The 22,462-nt window shown below is 69.4% G+C and carries 16 protein-coding genes; 9 read left to right on the plus strand and 7 right to left on the minus strand.

All coding sequences use genetic code 11. From position 1 onward, the window contains the following. Positions 1 to 36: 36 nt before the first annotated feature. Positions 37 to 948 (minus strand): RNA polymerase sigma factor SigJ, encoded by a 912-nt coding sequence (gene sigJ, locus AB0L57_RS28010; RefSeq protein ID WP_364968231.1) that lies wholly within the window; start codon positions 946 to 948, stop codon positions 37 to 39. A 167-nt stretch (positions 949 to 1,115) separates the two neighbouring features. Between sigJ and AB0L57_RS28015 the strand changes: the two genes are divergently transcribed. From AB0L57_RS28015 to AB0L57_RS28025, 3 genes are all read left to right on the plus strand, one after another. After that, the gene (locus tag AB0L57_RS28015; protein ID WP_364968233.1) at positions 1,116 to 1,748 is read left to right on the plus strand and encodes an NAD(P)H-dependent oxidoreductase; all 633 of its coding nucleotides are present in this window, start codon (positions 1,116 to 1,118) and stop codon (positions 1,746 to 1,748) included. Beyond that, complete coding sequence (locus AB0L57_RS28020; protein WP_364968235.1) at positions 1,714 to 2,181, plus strand: nuclear transport factor 2 family protein; 468 nt, start codon at positions 1,714 to 1,716, stop codon at positions 2,179 to 2,181. Before AB0L57_RS28015 ends, AB0L57_RS28020 begins: the two co-directional genes overlap by 35 nt. A gap of 136 nt (positions 2,182 to 2,317) precedes the next feature. Then, positions 2,318 to 2,719 (plus strand): PPOX class F420-dependent oxidoreductase, encoded by a 402-nt coding sequence (locus AB0L57_RS28025; RefSeq protein ID WP_364968237.1) that lies wholly within the window; start codon positions 2,318 to 2,320, stop codon positions 2,717 to 2,719. 13 nt (positions 2,720 to 2,732) lie between these two features. On the opposite strand, the gene AB0L57_RS28030 is transcribed toward AB0L57_RS28025, so the two are convergent. Next, the gene (locus AB0L57_RS28030) at positions 2,733 to 5,030 is read right to left on the minus strand and encodes an arylsulfatase (RefSeq protein ID WP_364968239.1); all 2,298 of its coding nucleotides are present in this window, start codon (positions 5,028 to 5,030) and stop codon (positions 2,733 to 2,735) included. 228 nt (positions 5,031 to 5,258) lie between these two features. Between AB0L57_RS28030 and AB0L57_RS28035 the strand changes: the two genes are divergently transcribed. From AB0L57_RS28035 to AB0L57_RS28050, 4 genes are read left to right on the plus strand one after another with little or no spacing between them, the layout of a single operon-like run. Beyond that, positions 5,259 to 6,836, plus strand: coding sequence for an ABC transporter substrate-binding protein (locus tag AB0L57_RS28035; RefSeq protein WP_364968241.1), 1,578 nt, complete (start codon positions 5,259 to 5,261; stop codon positions 6,834 to 6,836). Continuing rightward, the gene (locus AB0L57_RS28040) at positions 6,833 to 7,792 is read left to right on the plus strand and encodes an ABC transporter permease (protein WP_364968243.1); all 960 of its coding nucleotides are present in this window, start codon (positions 6,833 to 6,835) and stop codon (positions 7,790 to 7,792) included. Before AB0L57_RS28035 ends, AB0L57_RS28040 begins: the two co-directional genes overlap by 4 nt. A 56-nt stretch (positions 7,793 to 7,848) precedes the next feature. Then, positions 7,849 to 8,652: an ABC transporter permease gene (locus tag AB0L57_RS28045; protein WP_364968308.1), complete on the plus strand. Its 804-nt coding sequence runs from the start codon at positions 7,849 to 7,851 to the stop codon at positions 8,650 to 8,652. A gap of 2 nt (positions 8,653 to 8,654) precedes the next feature. Beyond that, entirely contained in the window at positions 8,655 to 10,457 is a 1,803-nt protein-coding gene (locus AB0L57_RS28050) for an ABC transporter ATP-binding protein (RefSeq protein ID WP_364968246.1), read from the plus strand. Between the two features lie 6 nt (positions 10,458 to 10,463). Here AB0L57_RS28050 and AB0L57_RS28055 read toward each other — a convergent pair whose 3' ends face one another. From AB0L57_RS28055 to AB0L57_RS28075, 5 genes are all read right to left on the minus strand, one after another. Beyond that, entirely contained in the window at positions 10,464 to 10,841 is a 378-nt protein-coding gene (locus AB0L57_RS28055) for a limonene-1,2-epoxide hydrolase family protein (protein WP_364968248.1), read from the minus strand. A gap of 71 nt (positions 10,842 to 10,912) precedes the next feature. Beyond that, the gene (locus AB0L57_RS28060; RefSeq protein WP_364968252.1) at positions 10,913 to 12,643 is read right to left on the minus strand and encodes an NTP transferase domain-containing protein; all 1,731 of its coding nucleotides are present in this window, start codon (positions 12,641 to 12,643) and stop codon (positions 10,913 to 10,915) included. 66 nt (positions 12,644 to 12,709) lie between these two features. Further along, positions 12,710 to 13,447 carry a VOC family protein gene (locus AB0L57_RS28065; protein ID WP_364968254.1) on the minus strand — a complete coding sequence of 246 codons (738 nt, stop codon included), beginning with the start codon at positions 13,445 to 13,447 and terminating at the stop codon, positions 12,710 to 12,712. Between the two features lie 64 nt (positions 13,448 to 13,511). Then, on the minus strand, positions 13,512 to 13,811 hold the full coding sequence (locus AB0L57_RS28070) for an MGMT family protein (protein WP_364968256.1): 300 nt from the start codon (positions 13,809 to 13,811) through the stop codon (positions 13,512 to 13,514). Next, positions 13,811 to 14,572 (minus strand): alpha/beta hydrolase, encoded by a 762-nt coding sequence (locus AB0L57_RS28075; protein ID WP_364968258.1) that lies wholly within the window; start codon positions 14,570 to 14,572, stop codon positions 13,811 to 13,813. The genes AB0L57_RS28070 and AB0L57_RS28075 overlap by 1 nt, the downstream gene beginning before the upstream one ends. Positions 14,573 to 14,945: 373 nt before the next feature. Here AB0L57_RS28075 and AB0L57_RS28080 point away from each other — a divergent pair, with 373 nt between their 5' ends. Together AB0L57_RS28080 and AB0L57_RS28085 are read left to right on the plus strand one after the other, a co-directional pair. After that, positions 14,946 to 18,431: an ATP-dependent DNA helicase gene (locus AB0L57_RS28080; RefSeq protein WP_364968310.1), complete on the plus strand. Its 3,486-nt coding sequence runs from the start codon at positions 14,946 to 14,948 to the stop codon at positions 18,429 to 18,431. Next, positions 18,428 to 22,462 (plus strand): UvrD-helicase domain-containing protein, encoded by a 4,035-nt coding sequence (locus AB0L57_RS28085; RefSeq protein ID WP_364968260.1) that lies wholly within the window; start codon positions 18,428 to 18,430, stop codon positions 22,460 to 22,462. Before AB0L57_RS28080 ends, AB0L57_RS28085 begins: the two co-directional genes overlap by 4 nt.

The raw sequence follows: 22,462 nt of genomic DNA on the forward strand, positions 1-22,462 counted from the left end.
AGTGGAGAAGTCCTCGGCTCGATCGACGCTCGGTCTTCAGCGGTCCGCTCGGGGGTGGTTCGCGGCGCCGGTCCACAGCCGCAGTTTCTCGGGGTTCCGGATCACCCAGATGCGGGTGATCCGGCCGTCGGCCACATCGAAGGCGTGGACCGAGATGATGGTGCCGTCCAGCTCCGCGGCCAGGCCCGGTTGACCGTTCACCGTACGCTCCAGCAGGGTCGCGGCGGAGTTGCGCGCGATCTCCAGCCAGGCGCGAGCGATCCGCTCGCCACCCACGATCGGGTCGAGGAAGGTCACCGCCAAGCCACCCCCGTCGGCGGTCGCGATCGCCTCCGGATCGAGTAGTCCGATGAGGGCCTCGATATCGCTCGTCTCCCAGGCACGCTTGAAATCCCGGACCACCTCGGCGCGCTCGGCGCCCGAGGGACGCTTCGAGGTGTCGATGCGGCGGCGGGCACTGGAGGCGAGCTGACGGCAGGCGGCGGGGGTGCGGCCGACGACCTCGGCGATGTCGGCGAACGGGTAGCGGAACACATCGTGCAGAACGAACGCCACGCGCTCGGCCGGTGTCATGGAATCCAGCACGATGAGAAAGGCCATGCTGATCGACTCGTCGAGCGTGACGCGATCGGCGGGATCGGCCGGGGCGGGCCCGCCGAATTCGTCGGAACGACCCGGCACCGGTTCCGGAATCCACTCGCCCACATAGCGTTCCCGTCTGGCGCGCGCCGAGCCGAGCAGATCGAGGCAGATCCGGCTCGCCACCGTCGTCAACCACGCACCGGGGGCGGCCACCTCCCGCCGTTGCCGCTCGGACAGTGCGTACCAGCGCGCATAGGTCTCCTGCACCACATCCTCGGCTTCGGCGAGGGAGCCGAGCAGTCGGTAGGCGAGGTTGATCAGCTGACGGCGTTCGCTGATCACCTCGGGCAGCTGCGGGTCGGTCATGGGGCGCTCCTTCGGCCGGTGTGTCCCTCACCGAGACCGACGAAACAGTGGGCCGGAATGTCAGCCACGCGAAGGCTGCGCAGTGGTGATCGGGACGTGGCCTGACATTCGGGACGGCTGCGTCGTCGGAAGGTCGAGACGGTTTCAGCTAACCAGGAGTTCCGGAAATGACAAGAATCGGCATCATCCTCGGCAGTACCCGGCCCAACCGGAGGGGACCGCAGATCGCCCGGTGGGTTCTGGACACGGCATCGCAGCGCGACGACGCCGAGTTCGAGCTGATCGACCTGCGCGATCATCCACTTCCACATTTCGACGAGGCGGTGCCGCCGATGTTCGGCCCGTCGGTGCACGAGCACACTCGCGCCTGGGCCGAGCGGATCGCCCCGTTCGACGGATTCGTGCTGGTGACCCCGGAGTACAACGGCGGCATGCCGGGAGTCCTGAAGAACGCCATCGACCACCTGGCCGCGGAGTGGACCGACAAGGCGGTCGGATTCGTCTCCTACGGCGTGAACGGTGGCGCCCGCGCCGTCGTGCAGCTGCGCACGGTTTGCAGCACGCTGGGCATGGCCGATGTGGGCTATCAGGTCGCGATCTCGGTGCTCACCGATTTCGAGAACAGCACGACCTTCGTCCCAGGTGAGGCGCACGGCGTCGCCCTGCACAGGACGCTGGATCAGCTCATCGCGTGGAGCACAGTGCTGGCGCCGCTGCGCAAGCCCGCTGTCACGGCCCCGAACACCACCCCGGAAGGAGTCGATCATGAAGACGCAGAACAGCTTTCGGGAACACGGTGACACCGTGAACGCCGAAGAAGCGGCGATCCGCCGGCGGCTCGACACGTTGACCGATGGACTGCGAGCCAAGGATCTCGAGGCCCTGAGACAGGGCTACACCACCGACGTCGTGTCCTTCGATGTCGAACCGCCACTGCAGCATGCCGGGGTCGCCGCGAAGCTGGACAACTGGGCGAAGGTGTTCCGGATCTTCCACGAGGTGGATTACGAGTTCCGCGACCTGAGGGTCACGGTAGGTGCCGATGTGGCCTTCGCGCACGGCTTCGGACGTCTGCGCGGCACGCTCGGCGACGGCACGGTCACCCCCGGGATGTGGGTCAGAGCCACGTTCGGCTTGCGGAAGATCGACGGTGTCTGGCTGATCGCACACGACCAGGTGTCGGTGCCGCTCGATATCGTCGGCGGTACAGGGGTTGTCGACCTCGAGCCCTGACAGGGGCCGGGAGGAGAGCTCTCCTCCCGGACCACCGGTCGCCGTTGCCGATCTTGTGGACCGGCGACAGCCGCGCCGCTAGGGTTGCTGCGGGTAAGCACCATTCGGAAGCGATCGAGCAAAGGTGGACGGATCCATGGCTCCGACCTTCGACGATGTCTACGGCGCGAGGTATCTGCTGCTGACCACCTTCACCAAGGACGGCAAACCCAAGCCGACCCCGGTGTGGGGCGTGCCCGAGGGCGACAAGCTGCTGATCATCACCGACGACGGATCCTGGAAGACCAAGCGGATCCAGAACACCCCGCGGGTCACCATTCAGAAATGCGGAGTGCTGGGCAAGGTGAAGGGACAACCGGTCGAGGCGACGGCGCGCATGCTGCCCGCGTCCGAGACCCGGCGCGTATTCGACAAGATCATCAAGCGCTACTGGAACCATGCGTTCTACTTCGTCCCGCAGGCGATCCTGCGGGGCGGCATCGACAAGGTGCACGCCGCCATCGAAGTTCAGGCGTTGCCACCCTCCGCCGAGGACTAGGGACCGTTCGGGGTCATTCCGCGACGAGCTCCGCTTGCGATTCCACCGCCCGCACCACCGGCTCCGGCACGCGCAGCGGGCCGGGGGTGTAGGTGATCGCGCGCAGGGTTCCGGTGTAGCGGAACGGCCCGCGTCGTTCACGCAGTTCCCAGGCGACCGGCCCGCGGGCGTCCACGCCGACCGAGATACCTGTCCACGGCGCCATTCCGACGAGCTGCACCTGCCCGGGCAGCGCCGCGACGGAGGTGCCGTCGAGAGTCAGTGCGAAATCCCAGCGCAGCCGCGGGCGCACGGTCGCGGTCAGGGTGATTTCCCGGGTGCCGGCGGCGATCGGCGCGGAAACCTCCGCGTACCGTCCGAACGCGTTGAATCCGAACGTGATTCGGCCATCTTCGACATAGAGCAGATACCCGCCCTGCGGATCGCCGTGCGCCACCAGTACGCCTTCGTCGTCCGCGCGGTAACCCGCGAGTTCGGCGGTGACGGCGAAGTCGCGGTAGGCGATCAGCCGCTGTGAGCGGTACCGCTCCAGTGTGGGGGTGCCGGGCAGGATGCGCACCGGTTCGGACAGCCGGGCCTCCTCCGGGCGCCGGCGCGCCAGATCCTGGCGGGTGAGCAGCGGGAAGACGGTGTTGCGCCAGCCCGCGTCGTCCCATGCCTGTGCCAGCTCCCGCACCTTCTCCGGATTGCCGGCCGCCACGTCGTGGAGTTCGGTGGGGTCGGTGCGGACGTCGAACAGCTGCCAGTTCGGGGCGTCCACATCGCTGCCGGGGTCGTGCAGGGCCAGCAGTTTCCAGCCGTCGCGGTAGAAGCCGCGGTGGCCGCTCATCTCCGAATACTGCTCCACGTGCCGCGAACGCGCATGCTCGACCCGCAGCACCTCCACCGCCGACACCCCATCGAATTCTTTGGCGGGCAACCCGTTACGAACCGCCGGGCGCGTGACTCCGGCCAACTCCAGCAGGGTGGGAGCGAGATCGGTGACATAGGTGTACTCGTCGCGAATCCGATTGGCGGGCAGACCCTTCGGCCAGGACACGATGAACGGCACCCGGACGCCGCCGGCGAAGGTCTGCCCCTTGTAGAAGCGGAACGGGGTGTTCGACGCCTGTCCCCAGCCGCGCGGATAGTGCACACCCAGCCGCGCGGTGCCGATCAGTTCTTCGTCGTGGGGTACGTCACCGACCCAGTCCGGATCATCGGTGTGCGCGAATTCGGCCAGGTAGCTGCGGGTGCCCACCGGTCCGCCCTCGGCCGTGCCCCCGTTGTCGGAGGTGAACACCACAATGGTGTCCTCGGTTTCGCCGAGTTGGTCGACGATATCCAGAATTCGCCCGAGGCTCTGGTCGATACTGTCGACCATCGCCGCGTACACCTCCATGTACCGGGCGAACCGACGCTGCTCCTCCTGGCTGAGCGAATCCCATTCCTGTGCTTCGTATCCCGGCTCGGTGTTGCGCGGTTGCTGTTCGGTGCCCGGCGCGAACAGTCCCTGCGCGAGCTGGGCGGCGAAGCGACTGCGCCGCACCTCGTCCCAGCCCTGGGCGTAGCGGCCGCGATACTTCGCCAGATCGACATCCTTGGCCTGCAGCGGCCCGTGCATGGCGATGTGCGCGAAGTAGAGGAAGAACGGCTTGTCGGCGTCGTGGGCGCGCAGGTCCTGGAGATACGAGATGGCCTTGTCGGTCAGATCGTCGGTGACGTAATAGTTCTCGGGGTACTCCTCGATATCGAGCGCCGAGGAGTCGGACACGATCTGATTCGGGTGGAAGAAGGAGTTGAAGCCCTCCAGCGACCCGTAGTATCGGTCGAAGCCGCGCTGGGTGGGCCACGAATCCCGGTGTGCCGCAGGGTTCATCGTGGCGTCGCGCACCAGATGCCATTTGCCGACCGCGTAGGTGGCGTATCCGCCGGCCCGCAAAATCTCCGGCAGCGTCAGCACATCGTCGGCCAGCTCCAGCCGCAGTCCCGGGTACCCGGGGTCGGCATTGGCGACGAAGCCGAATCCCGCTCGATGCGAGTTGAGCCCGGTGAGCAGGGCCGCGCGCGAGGGTGAGCACAGCGGCGTGGTGTGGTAGTTGGTGAGTCGGATCCCACGCTGCGCCAGTCGATCCAATGTCGGCGTCTCGATCTCGGAGCCGAACGGCCCGATATCGCTGAAACCCATATCGTCGACCAGCACCACGATGATGTTGGGTGAACCGGCGGGCGCGACGGGTGGACGCTTCCAGGCCGGGGTGGAATCCGCGGTGGTGCGGCCGATCTCGCCGGTGAAGGTCTCGTAGCCGCGGGCATGGTCGGGGACTGGCATGCCATCACACGATCCGCCTTTGTTGTCATGTCACCAGGGTTTGGCGCATGGTGCGCGCAACCGGTGTCCGCCCCGCGCCCGATTGTTACCGTCGGGGCATGTCGACCAGCCGCTGCCGCATGCACCGGATCGCAGTGCCCCGCCGTTGCTGTCGCTGACCGGCACGGGGGCGGCTGTTCGATTCTTTCGCTGATCCGCGCAGCGGGTCGTATCTCGAGGATTTACCCGATGAATGCAACCACCGGTGTTTCACGCCGGACCCTTTTGCGCGCCGCGGGCGTGACGGCGATGGCGGTCTTCGGCGCCGGCGGACTCGCGGCCTGCGCCTCGGCGGTGCAGGAGCAACGGGCAGCCGGTGACGACAACGCGGCACCGGTGCGTGGCGGGACGTTGAAGATCGGGACCACGGTCGATCTGGTACCGGCCAATCTGCTCACCAATACCGGTGCGGTCCCGTTGGTGATCGGCTTGGTCTACGAATCGTTGGTCCGCTATCCGCACGACGGCCTCGAACCCGCACCGCTGCTGGCGTCCTCGTGGACGCTCGCGCCGGACGGCCGATCACTGGAAGTGATACTGCGCGACGACGTGACCTATCACAGCGGCCGGCCCTTCACCGCCGCCGATGTGGAGTTCTCGCTGCGTACCTACGCGGATCCGAAATGGTCGGCGCAGCTCAAGAGCACGGCGGCCGCGATCACCGGCTACGAATACGATTCGCCACATCATCTCGTCCTTCGGTTCGCGCATCCGCTGACCAACATCTTCGATCTGCTCACCACCGTGCCGATGCTGGATCGCGAGACCCTCGGCGCGCCCGGCTCCGGCACCTTCGTCGGCACCGGGCCGTTCCGCCTGGCCTCCCGTGACCCCAACACCCGCATCGTCTTCGAGCGCAACGCGCACTACCGGATCGCGGACCGGCCCTATCTGGACCGGGTGGAGGTGTCCATCATTCCCGACAGCCAGGCACAGCTGAACGCGTTGCGTTCGGGGCGGATCAACATGGCCACCGGACTCAACTATCGCGACAACGAAAACCTCGCCCGCTCGGCGGCTTTCAAGACGATCAGCTACACCGGCGCCGAGTTGCAGGTCTATGTCGGGGCCGATGTCACCAATCCGGCACTGGCCGATATCCGGTTGCGGCAGGCGGTGGCGTACGCCCTGGACCGGAATCGGATCATCGCCGAGGTGTTCCGCGGTGCGGGCTATCCGCTGAATCTGCCGTGGCCGAAGTATTCACCGGCCTACGACGAGGCCCGCAACACCCGCTACGCCCGCGATGTGGACAAGGCTCGGCAGCTGGTGGCGCAGGTCGGCAAGCCACCTCAGCTGCTGCTGTCCTATCCCACCGACATCGCGTACTACGCCGATGTGGCACAGATCGTGCAAGCCGATCTCGCCGAGGCCGGCATCGATGTGAAGCTGGATCCCAACGAGCCGTCGACATTCGTGAAAAAGCTCATCGGAGGGCAGTTTCCGGGCCTGTGGGTGACCGATCACTCCTGGGCGCAGTTCGTTCCCTCGACTCTCAGTGTGAGCGCCTATCCGTTCAACGCGCGCAAGAACGCGTCGCATTACCAGTCCACCGCCTACACGGCGGCCGCTGACACCGCCTGGCAGATCGCTCCCGGCGCACCACTGACCCCGGCCTATTCGGAGCTGTCCGATCAACTGCTGGACGGACTGTTCCTCATCGAGATCGGCGTTCGGCTGCAACAGTTCTCGGCCGCCCGCCGCGTCCACGCGGTGTCGTGGACCAAGAGTCGTGAAACCCTGCTCACCGAGGCATTCCTGGCATGACCCGATACCTGTTGCGGCGCATACCGTCCGCGTTGCTGGTGCTGTTCGCGGCATCGATCCTGATCTTCCTGCTGCTGCGCTGGGTGCCCGGTGATCCGGCGCTGACGCTGGCCGGGCCGGATGCCACACCGGACTCGATCGCGGCCATCCGGCATCAACTGGGCCTGGACCGGTCGATTCCGGCGCAGTATCTGAGCTGGCTGGGCGACCTGTTCACGCTGAATCCGGGCCGGTCGTATCTGATCGGCGGGCAGATCTCCGATCTGGTCGCCGAGGGGCTCGCCAATACCGCCGTCCTGGCCGGTTCCGCGCTGCTGCTGGCGGTACTGGTGAGCGTGCTGGTCTCGCTGGCGACCGTGGCGTGGCCGAGCAGGTGGCTCGACGCCGTGGTGGCCGCGGTGAGTACGGTCGCGCTGGCCCTGCCGACCTTCGTGACCAGCGTGCTGCTGGTGCTGGTCTTCGCCCTCGCGCTGCCGGTGCTGCCGGCCGGTGGGTTACCGCCCGACGGGTTCATCGCCCGGCCCGATATCGCGGTCCAGTATCTGATCCTGCCCGCGGTCTGCCTCGCCCTGCCCGCCGCCGCGGCCCTGACCCGCTTCCTCACCGAGGCACTGCGGACCGAACTCGGCAGACCGTATGTGCTCACGGCGACCGCGCTCGGTATTCCGCACGCGCAGATCGTGATTCGCGGTGCGTTCCGCAATGCGCTGCCGGCGGCGCTGACCGCGCTGGGGTTGCAGGCCGGACAGTTGCTGGGCGGAGCGGTGCTGGTGGAGGCCGCTTTCGCCTGGCCCGGTATCGGGCAGTTGATCGAACAGGGGATCAGCCGCCGCGACTATCCGGTGGTGCAGGTGGTCATGTTGCTGTCGGTCGCGATCTTCGTGGTGATCCAGCTGATCACCGACCTCGTGCACGCGTGGCTGGATCCGCGCATCCGGATCGGAGGAGCGTCGTGACCGCCACCGCCGTCGAAGTGACACCCCGAGACGCCGCCGCACCGGCGCGTTCCTGGATCCGGTCGCTGCGTGACGCCCGGCTGCTGATCGGGCTGGCGCTGATCGCGATCGTCGTCGCGGCCGGGCTGGGCGCGGGCCTGCTGACCGATTACGATCCGCTGGAGCAGATCGCGGACGCCAATCTGCTGGGACCCGGCCGGGCGCACTGGCTCGGTACCGATCATCTCAATCGCGATGTGGCCTCGCGGGTGCTGCACGGTATCCGCGTCGATCTGCTGATCGTGTTCACCGCGGTGCCGCTGGGTGCGCTCATCGGCGCGCTGATCGGGCTGGCGGCCAGTGTGAACGTGGCCGCCGATGTGCTGGCGCAGCGGGTGTTCGACCTGATCCTGGCGTTTCCGGCGCTGATCTTCGCCATCGCGCTGACCGCGATCACCGGACCGGGCGCGCATGCGGTGTTCCTGGTGATCGTGGCCGCCGAGATCCCGATCTTCGGCCGCCAGATCCGCACCGCGATACTGCGGATCCGGGAACAGTCGTATGTGGAGGCGGCCGAGGTGATCGGCGCGGGCACCTGGTGGACACTGCGTAAACACATCCTGCCCAATGCGGTGGAACCGCTCGCGGTCCAGCTGTCGCTGTCGTTGTCGGTGGCGGTGTTCATCGACAGCGCGATGAGTTTCATCGGTATCGGGATTCGTCCGCCGCAACCGTCGCTGGGATCGATCATCGCCGAATCGATATCGAACATGGATGCCAATCCGGCCTTCGCCATCGGGCCGCTGGTGGTGGTCGCGGGGCTGACCCTCGGATTTCTGCTGATCGCGCAGGCCCTGGGCCGGGCGGGAAGGATCGAATGACGATGAGTACCAGTATCGCCGACGCCGCACATCCGGATGTCGAGGCGCGAGCGGACGAGACCGCGGCCGCCGGATCGGTTCTCGACATCGACGAACTGTCGGTGCATTTCGGCGACCGCACCGTCGTCGAGCGAGTGGGGCTGCGAGTGCACCGGGGCGAGGTGCTGGCACTGGTCGGTGAATCCGGGTCCGGCAAATCGCTGACCGCGCGATCGGTCCTCGGACTGCTGCCCTCCGGCGCGCGCGCGACCGGCTCGATCCGGCTGGCCGGGATCGAGATCATCGGCGCTCCCGCGGATCGGCTCCGCGAGATCCGCGGTACCCGCGCGGCGATGGTGTTCCAGGATCCGCAGACCGCGCTCAACCCGGTGCAGAAGATCGGGACCCAGCTGGTGCAGGCGTTGCGGGCACACGGCTCCACCGCGTCCGCTGCTCGTCGGCGCGCGGTGGAGCTGCTGGAACTGGTGGACATCCCGGAACCGCGACGACGCGTCGGGTGGTATCCGCATCAACTCTCCGGCGGTCAGAAACAGCGGGTGGTCCTCGCGCTGGCACTGTCGGGCGAACCGGATCTGCTGATCGCCGACGAACCGACCACCGCCCTCGATGTCACCGTGCAGGCCGAGATTCTCGACCTGCTGCGAGATCTGCGGCGCCGCAACGGAACCGCGATACTGTTCATCTCACACAACCTCGGTGTGGTGGCCGAACTCGCCGATCGGGTGGTGGTGATGCGGGCCGGGCGTGTGGTCGAACAGCGACCGGTGCGCGAGCTGTTCGCCGCGCCCGCACACGACTACACCCGGTCACTGCTGGCCGCGGTGCCCAGACTGCCCGAGACTCCGGCCGGATCGGGTGCCGGGCGTGTGGCCGGCCACGGCGATGTGGCCGCGGTGCCCGGAATCGGCCACCCGGGTGGTGTTCGCGCACCGGGCGGTTCCGGTGAACCGAGAGTCGACGACTCGGTGACAGGCGATGTGCGCGAGGTGAGCGGGGCGCGGCGGGCGGATGAACCCGTGCTGCGCGTTCGTGACCTCACCGTCGTCTATCGCGCCCGCGGCAAGCAGTTCCGGGCGTTGGACCAGGTGTCGCTCACCGTCGCGCCGCGCGAGGTGATCGGGCTGGTCGGGGAGTCCGGTTCGGGTAAGAGCACGCTCGGGCGAGCGGCGCTGGGACTGGTGCGAGCGCATTCGGGCGAGGTGATCCTGCGGGGAACATCGTTGCGAGGGTTGAGAACTCGTGAGTTGCGGGCGGCACGCAAGGATGTCGCGCTCGTTCAGCAGGATGTGGGCGCCGCCCTCGACCCCCGCCGCAGTGTCGGTGACTCGATCGGGGAGCCGCTGCTGGTGCACCGGGTGGCGACCGGATCGCTGGTGCGGGCGCGGGTGGGTGATCTCCTCGAATCGGTCCGGCTGCCACGCGATTACGCGAGCAGGCGGCCGAACGAACTGTCCGGCGGGCAGCGGCAGCGGGTGGTGCTGGCACGGGCTCTCGCGCTGGCGCCACGCCTGGTGGTCGCCGACGAACCGACCAGCGCACTGGACGTGTCGGTGCAGGCGCAGGTGCTCGAACTGTTCGCCGATCTGCGCGCGGAGTACGGCTTCGCCTGCCTGTTCATCAGCCACGATCTGGCCGTCGTGCACGATGTCGCCGATCGGGTCGTGGTACTGAGGTTCGGGCAGGTGGTCGAAACCGGTTCGGCTGGCTCGGTTTTCGCGCATCCGCGCGATCCCTACACGCGCCGGTTGCTGGCGGCGGTGCCGATCCCGGACCCGGCCCGCCGCGACCGGGCAGCCGTTGCCTGACCGGGCTCAGCCCTGCCCGGCCGCCATCGCGGTGAACGGCGCCATGTCGAAGTAGTCGCGCCAGGCCACGATCTTGCCGTCGCGGACTTCGAAACTGCCCATCACCGGCAACTCGACCATGTTCTCGCCGATCGTGAACCGATCGGTGCGCTCATTGAGCACCATGGCGCCGACCTCGGCCTGATGATGGATGTCGAAATCGATGTTGCCGAAGTTGCCGATGAATCCTCGCAGGAACTCGAGGATCGCGGACTTGCCGCGCAGCGGTTCCATCGGAATGTTGTGGTAAACGGCGTCGTCGCTGAAGTATTCGACGATCGACTCGGGCGTTCCGGTACGCCATTCGGCGCAGAAGGTGGTGACGAGCTCTGCCGGGGTGGGCATGGACGGCCTCCTAGATTTCTGGAACGTGTTACAGGATGCTCGCGGGCGCGAGGCCACGCAACCCCGGCGGGCTATTCCGGCAGCGGGAGATATTCGACCCGCGCGCCGTCGGCGGCTTCGGCCGGCACGATCACCAAAGCCTCGCGATCGAGTAATCCGGCCAGGTGAGCGGTGCGGATGGCGGCATCGCCGAGCCAGCCGTCCTCGACGGCACGGGCCGGCACGATGCGCGGCACCGGTCCGGAGATCTCGCCCGCATTGAGCAGCGGTGCGGACCGGACCCGGGGAGCGGTCCGGCCGGTCAGGCCGGACACGATGGCCGGGGCCAGTGCCGACAGTGTTGCCACGGCCGCGAAGGGATTGCCCGGCAGTCCGAGAATCAGTGGGCCGCCCGGCAATTCCGCGACCACGGTCGAGCCGCCGGGACGCATCCGCAAGCGGTGCACCAGAATTCGCGCCCGCGCCCGATCCAGTGCGGTACGCAGCTGATCGGCCGCACCGCCGCCGGTGGCCCCGACGATCACGAACAGATTGTCGTCGGACGGAGTGGTCAGGAGTTCGTCGAAGCCATGGGAGGTATCTCGCAGGTGGACCCGGTCGGTGGGTTCGATTCCGTACCGGGACAACAGATCCGGCAGCACCGGGCCGATCGAGTCCCGGGTCTGTCCGGCACGCAGTGGGCCGTCGCCGCGAATCTCGTCGCCGGTCATGACGATTCGTGCCCGCACCGGTCCGCGCACCCGCACGGTGCGCACCTCGGCGGCCGCCGCCACCGAGATCAGCGCCGCCGTCACCGGTGTGCCCGGGTGGGCGATGATGTCGCCGATGCGCCAGTCCTCGCCGCGGCGGCGGATGTCGTCACGGACGGGCGCCTCGGGCAGCCGGCGCAGGATGCCCTCGTCGACCCGGAGGTATTCGTCGCGGACCACGGCGTCGCTGCCCTCGGGAACATGTGCGCCGGTGGCGATCCGCACCGCCTCACCCGCGCGCAGGCCGGCCGGGCGTTCACCGCCGGCGAAGCCGATGTCGCCACGCAGGTGCCAGGGTTCGGTTCCCGCCACCGCACAGCCGTCCATGGCCGATACGTCGAAGCGGGGCAGGGCCTCGGCGGCCGTCAGCGGTTCCGCGAGTGCCGCACCCCGGACCGCGCCGATCGTGGCCTCGCGCACCGGCAATCGGGTCGGATCCGTCGCGAGGATCTCACGGGCCCGCTCCAGTGGCAGTGGCGGCACCGCGGCCTGCGCGGCGCGAACCTGTTCGGGGGTATCGCAATCGGCGATGCCGGTGAGCGCGACCATCACCGTGTTCGCCGGGACGAGCGCCTTCATGGGCTGATTCTCGACCGAGTCCAACCGCCGCAACGCGGTCAGCAAGGCCGCGCGCCGCCACACACCCACCAGATATTGCGGGCGGCCCGATTCGTCGGTCGCGAAGGCCGCGTCCGCGACCGAAGTCGTGACGTATTCGATCAATTCCTCGATCGTCGAGGCGGTGAGGAACGGCAGGTCGGCGGCGAGGAGTACGACGAGATCGGCCGGGTGCGGATCGTCGGCCAGGGCCCGGATTCCGGATTCGAGGGCCGCGACCGGACCCGATCCGGACGGAACCTCCTGTACCTGAAGGATTTCCGCGGGCAGTTCGGGCCGGGGCGGGCCGACCACCACGACACGGGCGCAGTCGGCGACCGCGGCGAGTGCGGTGCCGAGCATGGTGCGCCCGCCCACGGTGATCGCGGGTTTGTCCACACCACCCATCCGAGTGGCGCGCCCACCGGCCAGCACGATGGCATCGACGGTGGTCACCACGGCACGCCCGGCAGATTGATCATGCGCAGATCGTAGTGGGCGGTGCGCACGGCGGGTGCGGGGTCAATCGCCCGGTGTCGACAGCAGCCGGAAACGATTGGTGCCCGGATCGGTGAGAATCGCCTGGGCGGGCGGGTCCGCGCGCGCGGCGTCGCAGGTGACGGCACCGGCCGCGGTGAGCCGTGCGATCTCGGGGGCGGGGTCGCCGGCCGGGACGGCGACGATGTCCAGGTGCAGGCGATCGCATTCGCGGTCCGCGACCAGGGTGCGCAGGAATTCCAGCCACGGCCCCTGCCCGGTGGCCGAGCGGATACCGGCGTACCGGGACTCGTCGTGGGTCAGCGGCCAGCCCGCGGCGGCCGACCAGAATCGGGCCAGTTGCCCGGGATGCGGGGTGTCGACCACGATCGCCGCGACCGCGCCGGTGTCGACGTACTCCTCCCGTGGTTCGAGCACACAGAATTCGTTGCCCTCCGGATCGGTGAGCACCGACCATGGCACCTCGCCCTGACCGATGTCGACCGGCCGCGCACCCAGCGCTCGTGCCCGATCCACTTGGACGCGTTGATGATCCAGGGAATGGCCGACCAGATCCAGATGGATGCGGTTCTTCCCGGATTTCGGTCTGGAGGTCGGCAGGAACATCAGAGCCACATCGGCCGCGTCGGGATCGGGGGCGGCCACCTCGACCGACTCCGGACGATCCACGGTGATCTGCCAGCCGAGCAACTCCGCCCAGAACCTCGCCACGGTCCGAGGCCGGATCGCATCGAACACCACGCACGCCAGACGGGTGGTCATGACTCCACGGTAACCGCGGTTTCGCGCGAGCGGGCGGAATCGCCGTCAGGACGCGGACGGCAGTTCAGTTCCCGAAGCGGAAGCGAGCCGCGGCCAGGTCGACCCGGTCGCCACGCAGCGGGCAGCCCTCCTCGGCCAGCAGGCGCAGTTGCCGGTGCACCAGATGGGCGGCCGGGGTGCCGTCGGCGCGCAGCACCCGATGCCAGGGCAGATCCGCGGAATCGGTGCGCATGATCCAGCCGACCGTTCGCGGGGTCGACAACCCCGCCGCCGCGGCGATGTCGCCGTAGGTCGAGACCCGGCCGGGCGGGATGGCCGCGACCAGTTCCCGGACCCGCTCGATCTCGGCGTCGGTGGTGGCCATCAGAGCACCGACCGGACGATGTCGGCGGTTTCGGCCGGCCGGGCCTGGGCGATCATGTGGTCGCAGTCGAATTCGTGCAGCGTGAAGTCCGGGAGGGTGGCGAACGCGTCGACGGTGGCCGCCGTGACGAACGGCGCCTTGCCGGCGCGTACCAGCACGGTCGGTATCGACGGCGGGGGCAGGACGAGTTCGCGTGCCAGCTGCCCCCAGTACGAGGTGACCGCGGGCAGGTTCGTCCGCCACGTCACGCGGCCGTCCGCGGTCGGGACGAGGTGCTGGGCGAGTTCGCTCTCGAGCAGTTCGGGGGCCACGTCGGCCCAGGCGGTGTGCAGCTTGTCGTCGCGCGCCTCGGCGATGTCGGCGTAGTCGGGCCGGGCCAGACCGGCCGCGGCGATATCGGCGACCAGCTGCGGGTCCAGGCCGCTCGCCGGGTCGAGCAGCACCAGGGCCCGGACCTCGGCCGGATACCGGCGTGCCAGGTGGATCGCGACCGCGCCGCCGAAGGAGTGGGCGAGTACCACCGCCGGCTCGGTGAGCAGACCGGCCAGATCGTCGACGATCTGCTCGTAGGTCCACGGCGGGAGTGGACTCGCCAGGCCGTGACCGCGCAGGTCGGGGGCGACGATGCGGGCCTCGGGCAGATGTCGCTGGGCCAGATCGGCCCAGCGCAGGCCGTGTCCGGTCAGGCCGTGCAGGGCCAGGACGAGGGGGCCGTCGGCGGGGCCGAAACGGTGAACGTGGGCGTCGGGCACACCGATCATTGTGCCGCCGGAGGTTCCGGGAGGGGCGGGCGCCCGGCCCGGAAAGCGTTGGTGCCCAGCGCGAATGTCGGGCCGGATTCGGTGACCGCGATTGCCCGGGGCTGTCCGCAACGGGTGAACGGGCACCGAACGGGTGCGGCTGCGGAAATTCCGCGGCCCTATTCGCGGGGGCCGGGTGCGACGGCAGCGTGGCCTCGTCGCCGGGCCCTTCACCTGCGCATATGTGATCCGGTGCGCGGAACGCGGGAATTCGCCGAAATCACAACGGTGATCGCGGGCACCGATCACAGGTCGGACACATCACACGAACGGGGTGCGTTTGCTGTCACGGAATTCAATTGTGTCGGGGGTGTCTGTTGAAATAGCCGCTGTGATGCGATCGGATAGCTCGGTGCGACTGGTGCGCCGCAGTGAGACCGCACCCCGGCCACGCGAATGGGGTGCCGATGTCCGGACGTTGTTCGCGGGTGGGCCGGGCGCGGATACGGGCTGGCGGCCGTGGCAGGTACTGGGCGGGCCCGGCACCGGTAAGACCGCGCTGCTCACCGATCTGGCCGTCGACCGGATTCTCGCGGCCACCGACCCGGAGTCGGTCCTGATCCTCACCCATTCCAAACAGGCCGCCGTGCGGGTTCGCAACGCGCTCACCCGGCAACTCGGCGCGTTGGCGCCGGGCCTCGGCGGTGTGCCCGGCGTCAGTCGCGAGCCGATGGTGCGCACCGTGCACTCGTACGCGTTCTCGATCCTGCGCACCCACGCCACCTCCCGCGGCAATCCACCGCCGCGCCTGCTGACCGGAGCCGAACAGGATGTCGTCCTGCGCGAGATGCTGCGCGGTGAGCTGATCGACAGCACCGCCGGCGGGGAGGAGCTCTGGCCGCAACGCCTGCACGCCGCGCTCGGCACCGACGGCTTCGCCGTGCAGCTGCGGGACCTGATGCTGCGGGCCACCGAGCGCGATCTGGGGCCCGAGGATCTCGTCGAACTGGGCCGCCTGCACGACCGCGCGGAATGGGAGGCGGCCGGGGCGTTCGCGCTGCGGTACGAGCAGGCGATGCTGTTGCGCTGGTCGGTCGGTGTGCAGGCACCCGAAGCCAGCGCACCCGCCCTCGATGCCGCCGAACTGGTCGGTGCGGCCCTCGACGTGCTCATCGAGGACGAGGATCTGCTCGCCGCCGAGCGAGAACGGGTCCGTCTTCTGCTGGTGGACGATGCTCAGCACGTGGATCCACTTGCCGCGCAACTGATCCGGGCCATCGGCTCGGGCCCGGCGACGACCGTGATCGCCGGCGATCCGGATCAGGCGATCTTCACCTTCCGCGGTGCCGACCCCCGCTTCGTCACCGAACCCGATGGGCCGCCGCAGCGCCGGATCGTGCTGCACGACGATCATCGCTGCGCCCCGGCCGTCCACGCCGCGGTGGCACGCGTCGCCGCCCGGATGCCGGGACGTACCGCGCACCGGTTCGCGACGCACGGGGACGATCACCATCTGCTGGGCGACCCGGTCGTGGACGGGCAGGTGCAGGTGCGGGTGCTCACCACACCCGCCAAGGAAGCGGCCGTGATCGCCGATCATCTGCGTCGTGCCCACCTCACCGCCGACGTGCCGTGGTCGCGGATGGCGGTGGTGGTGCGCTCGGTGCCGCTGTCGCTGGGACCGTTACGGCGTGCGCTCACCGCGGCGGGAGTACCTGTCCTGCAACCGAAACCGGATGTCCCGCTGGCGCGGCGGCGGGGAGCGGTGTGGATGCTGCAGTCGCTGCGCGCTCTGCTCGTTGCCGAACGCGACCGGCCGGAGATCTTCACCGAGGACGATGCGCTCGACCTGCTGCTCGGCCCGCTCGGCGGCGCCGATCAGATCAGCCTGCGGCGGTTACGCCGTGGTGTTCGGCGGGCGATCATCTCCCGCGGGTACGTGATGGCGGAAACGAACACCGCCACGATGCCGGTCGAGTCCGGGCCGGATGAGGGGAGCGGGAGCGGTCACCCGGCCGCACCGCGACCGGCGACCGAATCGGCCCGGGATGCCGCCGGTGACGATGAGCCGGCCGAGCTCGCCCCCTACTCCGAACTCGACCGGTCCTCCGCCGTCGTGCTGCGGGATCTCATCACCGGTGTCGGTGACCGGACTCTGGTCGCGCATCTCACCGACGTCGAGGTCGCGCCACTGGCCCGGGTGCTGAAGGCGGTCGATCGCGCCCGCCGGGTGCTGCGGCGCGGGGCCGGGCTCGAGGATGTGCTGTGGGCGCTGTGGACCGCGTCCCGGCTGGAGAAGCGGTGGATGGCGCAATCGGAGCGTGGCGGTCCCGGCGCGGTGCAGGCGGATCGCGATCTGGATGCGGCCGTCGGATTGTTCGATGCCGCCGCCGCCTACGTCGACCGGCTGCCCGGCGCCGCCGCCGACGGATTCGTGGAATATCTGGAACAGCAGGAGATCAACCAGGATTCCGCGCCGCTCACCGACCCCGGTGACGCGGTCGCGATCGTCAGCGCGCACGCCGCGGCCGGGCGGGAATGGGATGTCGTCGCGGTTGCCGGTGTGCAGGAGGGGATCTGGCCGAATCTGCGCTCACGAGGCACCCTGTTGGGGGTGGAGGAACTGGTCGATCTGGTGGGCGGGGTGGCCGATCCCGGTGAACAGGTCAGTCGCTCGGCGCCGATTCTGGCCGAGGAACGCCGGCTGTTGCTGCTCGCCTGCAGCCGCGCCCGGCACAGCCTGCTCGTCACCGCGGTCGAATCCGTGACCGGCGACCGCGATCTCGTCCCGTCCCGCTTCCTGGCCGAACTCGATCCGGAGGCCGATCCTGGTGAGCCGGGCCGCATTCCGGCGCCGGTCGATCCGGGCCGCGCCCTCATCGCTCGAGCGCTCATCGCCGAATTGCGCGGTGTGGTCTGCGACGACACCGGCGATCCGGCCCGCCGCGAGCGCGCCGCCACCCAGTTGGCCCGGCTCGCGCGCGCGGGTGTGCGCGGCGCACACCCCGACGAGTGGTACGGCACGGCTGCGCAGAGTTCCGAACTGGCGCTGTGGGACGACGGCGACGGGCCGGTCGCGTTGTCGCCGTCGACGGTGGAACTGCTGAAGACCTGCCCGCTGCGCTGGGCCCTGGAACGCCACGGTGGCGACGACGGTGACAACCCGCACGCGGTCAAGGGCAATCTGGTGCACACCCTGGTGCAGGCGCTGGCGGGCCGCGTCACCGAGGAGCAGGTGAAAGCCGCCCTGGTGAAGGCGTGGAAGGCGGTCGACCCGAGTTCGGGTGCCGACGGTCCGCACAGCTGGCATTCCCGGCTGGAACTGCGCCGCACCGAATCGATGGTCGACACCTTCCTGGCCTGGTTGCGCAATACCCGCGACGAACTGGCCGAGGTCGGCGTCGAGGTGCCGGTGGACTGTGTCCTGCCGGCCCGCGATCCGGACGAGGTGCCGGTGCGGATTCGTGGCCGGGTCGATCGGGTGGAGCGAGATGCGCAGGGCCGCTTCGTGATCGTCGACATCAAGACCGGAAAGACCCCGATCTCCAAGCAGTCCGCGCAGGACCACGCCCAGCTGGCCACCTATCAGGTCGCCGCGGGCGCGGGCGCGTTGTCCGCCGAGATCGACGGACAGACCGTGGAACCCGGCGGGGCCCGTCTGGTCTATGTGGCCAAGCCCAGCCGCGGCAGCGCCACCGAGCGGGTGCAGACCGCCCTCGACGACGAGGGGATCACGCGGTGGCGCAGAACCGTCCACGATGCGGCCGCGGCCACCCGTGGCCCCGGTTTCCTGGCCATGCGCAATGACGGCTGCCGGCACTGCCGGGTGTCGGGTAGCTGCCCGGTGCAGGATGCGGGCCGGCAGGTGACGGATCCATGAGCATCACGCCGGGGGAGCTGGCTCAGACCCTCGGCCTGCCGCCACCCACCGACGAACAGGCCGCCGTGATCGCGGCGCCCGCGGGCCCGACCCTGGTGGTGGCCGGCGCGGGCGCCGGGAAGACCGAGACCATGGCCGCCCGTGTGGTGTGGATGGTCGCCAACCGGCTGGTCGCCCCGGACGCGGTGCTGGGGCTGACCTTCACCCGAAAAGCCGCGCAGCAGTTGACCACCCGAATTCGCACCCGGCTGGCGCGGCTGGCGGGATCTCCTCTGGTACGGGAGATCGACAGCAGCGGCCGGTTACGCGCCGCCCTCGCCGGCTCCGAACCGGAGATCAGCACCTACCACTCCTATGCGGGCCGGTTGCTGTCCGAACACGGTCTGTTGCTGCCGGTGGAACCCTCGGCCACCCTGCTCACCGAGACACAGCTGTGGCAGCTGGCGCATCGCGTGGTCACCGGCTGGGACGGTGACCTCGACACCGAACGCACCCCGGTGTCGGTCACCGAGGCGGTGCTGGCACTGTCCGGGCAACTCGCCGAGCATCTGGTCGAGCCCGAACAGCTGGTCACCGCGCATCGGGAGCTGGAGCGGCTGGTGGAGACGTTGCCGGCCGGTCCACGGCAGCGTGGTGGCCCGACTCGGGAACTGCGCTCCATCGTGGCCGCACAGCAGGACCGGGTGGCGCTGCTGCCGCTCGTGCAGCGTCTCGGAGCGGAGTTACGCCGCAGGGGCGCCTTGGATTTCGGCTCGCAGATGTCGCTGGCGGCGCGGCTGGCGGCCACCCACCCCGAGGTCGGGGTCGCGGAATGCGAGCGCTTCCGGCTGGTCCTGCTCGACGAATACCAGGACACCGGCCATGCCCAGCGCATCCTGCTCACGGCGCTGTTCGGGGAACGTTCCGTCGTCGATATCGGCACCCGGACCCCGGTACCCGGTGTGGATTTCGCGGGCCGCCCGGCGGTGACCGCGGTCGGCGATCCGATGCAGTCCATCTACGGCTGGCGCGGGGCCTCGGCCGCCAATCTGCCCCGGTTCACCACCGATTTCCCTGCCGCACCGCGGGTTCCGGCGCCGGTGCTGCCGCTGCTCACCAGCTGGCGCAATCCGCCGGAGGCGCTGGATCTGGCCAATCTGGTCGCCGCCCCGCTGCGTGATGGCGGGGTGCGGGTCGATGCGCTGCGTCCCCGGCCACAGGCTACCGCCGGAACCGTGGCACTGGCGCTCACCGAAACCGTTGCCGACGAACGTGATTGGACTGCCGAGCAGATTGCCGCGGAGTGGGCACGCGCGGTCGCCGCGGACCACCCGCCACCGACCTCGGCGGTGCTGGTGCGGCGTAATGCCGACGCGGCGCCACTGGCCGAGGCACTGCGCGCGCGGGGACTACCGGTGGAGATCGTGGGTCTGGGCGGACTGCTGGCCACTCCGGAGGTGGCCGATGTGGTGGCGACCCTGCGCCTGATCGCGGACCCGTCCGCCGGTAGCGCGGCGATGCGGATCCTCACCGGCGCCCGCTGGCGGCTCGGCGTGCGCGATCTGGCGGCGTTGTCGGCCCGGGCGCGGGAGTTGTCCATCATCACTCCGCAGGGCCGGACCGAATCCATCACCGATACCGCGGCCCTCTCGGAGGCGCTGCGCGCGGTGGCACCCGAACCCGCCGAACAAGCGAGTCTCGCCGACGCGATCGCCGATCCCGGCCCGCCGGAACGCTATTCGGATCCGGGATACGCGCGCATCGTCGCGCTGGGACGAGAACTGGCGGCATTGCGCGAGCGCGGCGGTCAGTCTCTGCCCGAACTCGTCGCCGATGTGGAACGGACCATTGCGGTGGGGGTGGAGTCCCAGACCCGCCGGGCCGCGGCCGGTGGCGGTGCGGGCCGGGAACATCTGGATGCCTTCGCCGAGGTGGTCGCGGGGTACGCGGGGGACCACCGTGCCACCCTGTCCGGTCTGCTGAGCTTCCTCGCCGCCGCCGAAGAGGTCGAGAACGGTCTGGAGCCAGGCGAAGTCGAGGTCGCCCACGACCGCGTGCAGATCCTCACCGTGCACGCCGCCAAGGGGCTCGAATGGGAAGTGGTTGCCGTACCCCATGTGTCGCGCGGGCTGTTCCCCTCCGGAACAGCCGCCGGCACCTGGCTCGGTGCGCTCGCCGAACTGCCCACCGCCCTGCGCGGGGATCGGCAGCGTGAACCGGAAACGGGCGCCGCCGATTCCGTCCGTGACGGGGTACCGGTACTGGATCTGAGCGACCTGTACGACCGCAGCGATCTGGAACAGGCGATCAAACAGCACAAGGAGGCGCTGAGCCGTCGACGCCTCGATGAGGAGCGTCGCCTGTTCTATGTCGCGCTCACCAGAACCGAACGCGCACTGTTCGTCTCGGCCCACCACTGGGCCGAGACCGGAACCACGCCGAAGGGTCCGTCGGATTTCCTGCTCGAATTGAAGCGGTGGACCGAACATCCGGAATCACCGGGTCACGGCACGGTCCACATCGACAGATGGGACGATGCGCCGCCGCCGGATGCCGTGAACCCGTTCACCGACGATCCCGCCGTGGCGGCCTGGCCGCGAGATCCGCTCGGGGCCAGGCGCGGCGCGGTCGAAGCCGGCGCCGCACTCGTGCGCGCGGCGCTGTCGGATCTGCCACCGGAGATCGACGCGCGTCACGTTTCCGCCGCGCCGGCCGGCGTGACTCGCACCGACCGTGGCCGGCGCCGTGCGGCGAACCGGCCGGGGCCTGCCGTGGAACCCTCGGTCGGCGAGGACGCGGCGGCCGGGTCTTCGGGTGCTGAACCATCGAGTGCCGAGTCCTCGAGTGCCGGCCCACCGGGCACAGAGCCGGCTCGTCAGCTGGACCTGTTCGCCGATATCGGCGGCGAATCCGGCACTGCCACAGCACGATCGGATGCCAACGGAATCGTCGATGGTGCCGGCCCGGCGTCGAAGGAATCGGATCACGACGCCGAACCACCGCGTCACACCGGTGATCCGGGGCGGGCGAGCACTTCCGGGACGAGAGGCGACGCGGCTGATCCGGCCGCCGCAATCTCCGATCCCGTACCGGACGAGAATGATTCGGAGTCCGATCCCGAGGGCTGGGCCGCGGATGTGGATGCGCTGCTGGCCGAGCACTTCGCGACGGCCGAGGGCATCCGCGAGGTGGAACTGCCCGCGCAGCTGCCCGCGACCGCCCTGGTCGACATGCGTGCCGACCCGGCGAAACTGGCGGCCCGATTGCGTCGCCCGCTGCCCTATCCGCCGAGCCCGCTTGCCCGGCGCGGCACCGCATTCCATGCCTGGCTGCAGCGCTGGTTCGGTGCTGTCGGCCTGCTCGAGTTCGACGAACTGCCCGGCGCCGCCGACAGTGGAGCGCGCGACGGAGATCTGGTCCGGCTGCAGGAGGCGTTCCTGGCCTCCCCGTGGGCCGACCGCAATCCCATCGATGTGGAAGTGGGGTTCGAGACCAGTATCGGTGGCACCGTGATCCGCGGCCGGATGGACGCGGTGTTCAGCGAATCGGGCGGGCGCTGGCTGGTCGTGGACTGGAAGACCGGCGCGGAACCGACCCGCGCCGAGGAGCGGTCGGTCGCGGTGCAGCTGGCGGTCTATCGCGTCGCCTGGGCCCGCATGATGGCCGCGCGCACCGGCGAACCGGAAGACCGGATTCTCGAAAGAGTCGGCGCCGCGTTCCATTACATACGCAGCGGCCGCACCGTGGCGCCCGCGGAACTACCGGGTCCCGACGAGCTGGCCGACCTCATCGCCACCGCGGCCCCGAGACAGGTACCGGCAGACCTGCCGCCCGAACCCGATCCCGGCGTCGATCCGGAGCCGGGATCCGAGTGGGAGCGGTCATGGGACCCCGAGCCCGCGCCCACTCCCGATTCACGCACCGATCGTGCGGCCGTGTCGGATCGGGAGGTGCCCCGCGACCGTGCACCGGGGCCGGACCCGGACCTGATACTCGAATCCGATATCGCACCGGACCCCGGCGACCGTCCGGATCCGGGCCGGCCGTCGTGA

Source organism: Nocardia sp. NPDC052254 (assembly GCF_040679495.1).
GTDB lineage: Bacteria > Actinomycetota > Actinomycetes > Mycobacteriales > Mycobacteriaceae > Nocardia.

What these genes read in the sequence shown, in the direction of transcription:
- AB0L57_RS28080 (WP_364968310.1), top strand. Translation starts at nt 14,946, where the DNA reads ATGCGATCGGATAGCTCGGTGCGACTGGTGCGCCGCAGTGAGACCGCA.
- AB0L57_RS28085 (WP_364968260.1), top strand. Translation starts at nt 18,428, where the DNA reads ATGAGCATCACGCCGGGGGAGCTGGCTCAGACCCTCGGCCTGCCGCCA.
- AB0L57_RS28025 (WP_364968237.1), top strand. Translation starts at nt 2,318, where the DNA reads ATGGCTCCGACCTTCGACGATGTCTACGGCGCGAGGTATCTGCTGCTG.
- AB0L57_RS28035 (WP_364968241.1), top strand. Translation starts at nt 5,259, where the DNA reads ATGAATGCAACCACCGGTGTTTCACGCCGGACCCTTTTGCGCGCCGCG.
- AB0L57_RS28040 (WP_364968243.1), top strand. Translation starts at nt 6,833, where the DNA reads ATGACCCGATACCTGTTGCGGCGCATACCGTCCGCGTTGCTGGTGCTG.
- AB0L57_RS28015 (WP_364968233.1), top strand. Translation starts at nt 1,116, where the DNA reads ATGACAAGAATCGGCATCATCCTCGGCAGTACCCGGCCCAACCGGAGG.
- AB0L57_RS28075 (WP_364968258.1), bottom strand. Translation starts at nt 14,572, where the DNA reads ATGATCGGTGTGCCCGACGCCCACGTTCACCGTTTCGGCCCCGCCGAC.
- AB0L57_RS28065 (WP_364968254.1), bottom strand. Translation starts at nt 13,447, where the DNA reads ATGACCACCCGTCTGGCGTGCGTGGTGTTCGATGCGATCCGGCCTCGG.
- AB0L57_RS28030 (WP_364968239.1), bottom strand. Translation starts at nt 5,030, where the DNA reads ATGCCAGTCCCCGACCATGCCCGCGGCTACGAGACCTTCACCGGCGAG.
- AB0L57_RS28070 (WP_364968256.1), bottom strand. Translation starts at nt 13,811, where the DNA reads ATGGCCACCACCGACGCCGAGATCGAGCGGGTCCGGGAACTGGTCGCG.
- AB0L57_RS28055 (WP_364968248.1), bottom strand. Translation starts at nt 10,841, where the DNA reads ATGCCCACCCCGGCAGAGCTCGTCACCACCTTCTGCGCCGAATGGCGT.
- AB0L57_RS28020 (WP_364968235.1), top strand. Translation starts at nt 1,714, where the DNA reads ATGAAGACGCAGAACAGCTTTCGGGAACACGGTGACACCGTGAACGCC.
- AB0L57_RS28050 (WP_364968246.1), top strand. Translation starts at nt 8,655, where the DNA reads ATGAGTACCAGTATCGCCGACGCCGCACATCCGGATGTCGAGGCGCGA.
- sigJ (WP_364968231.1), bottom strand. Translation starts at nt 948, where the DNA reads ATGACCGACCCGCAGCTGCCCGAGGTGATCAGCGAACGCCGTCAGCTG.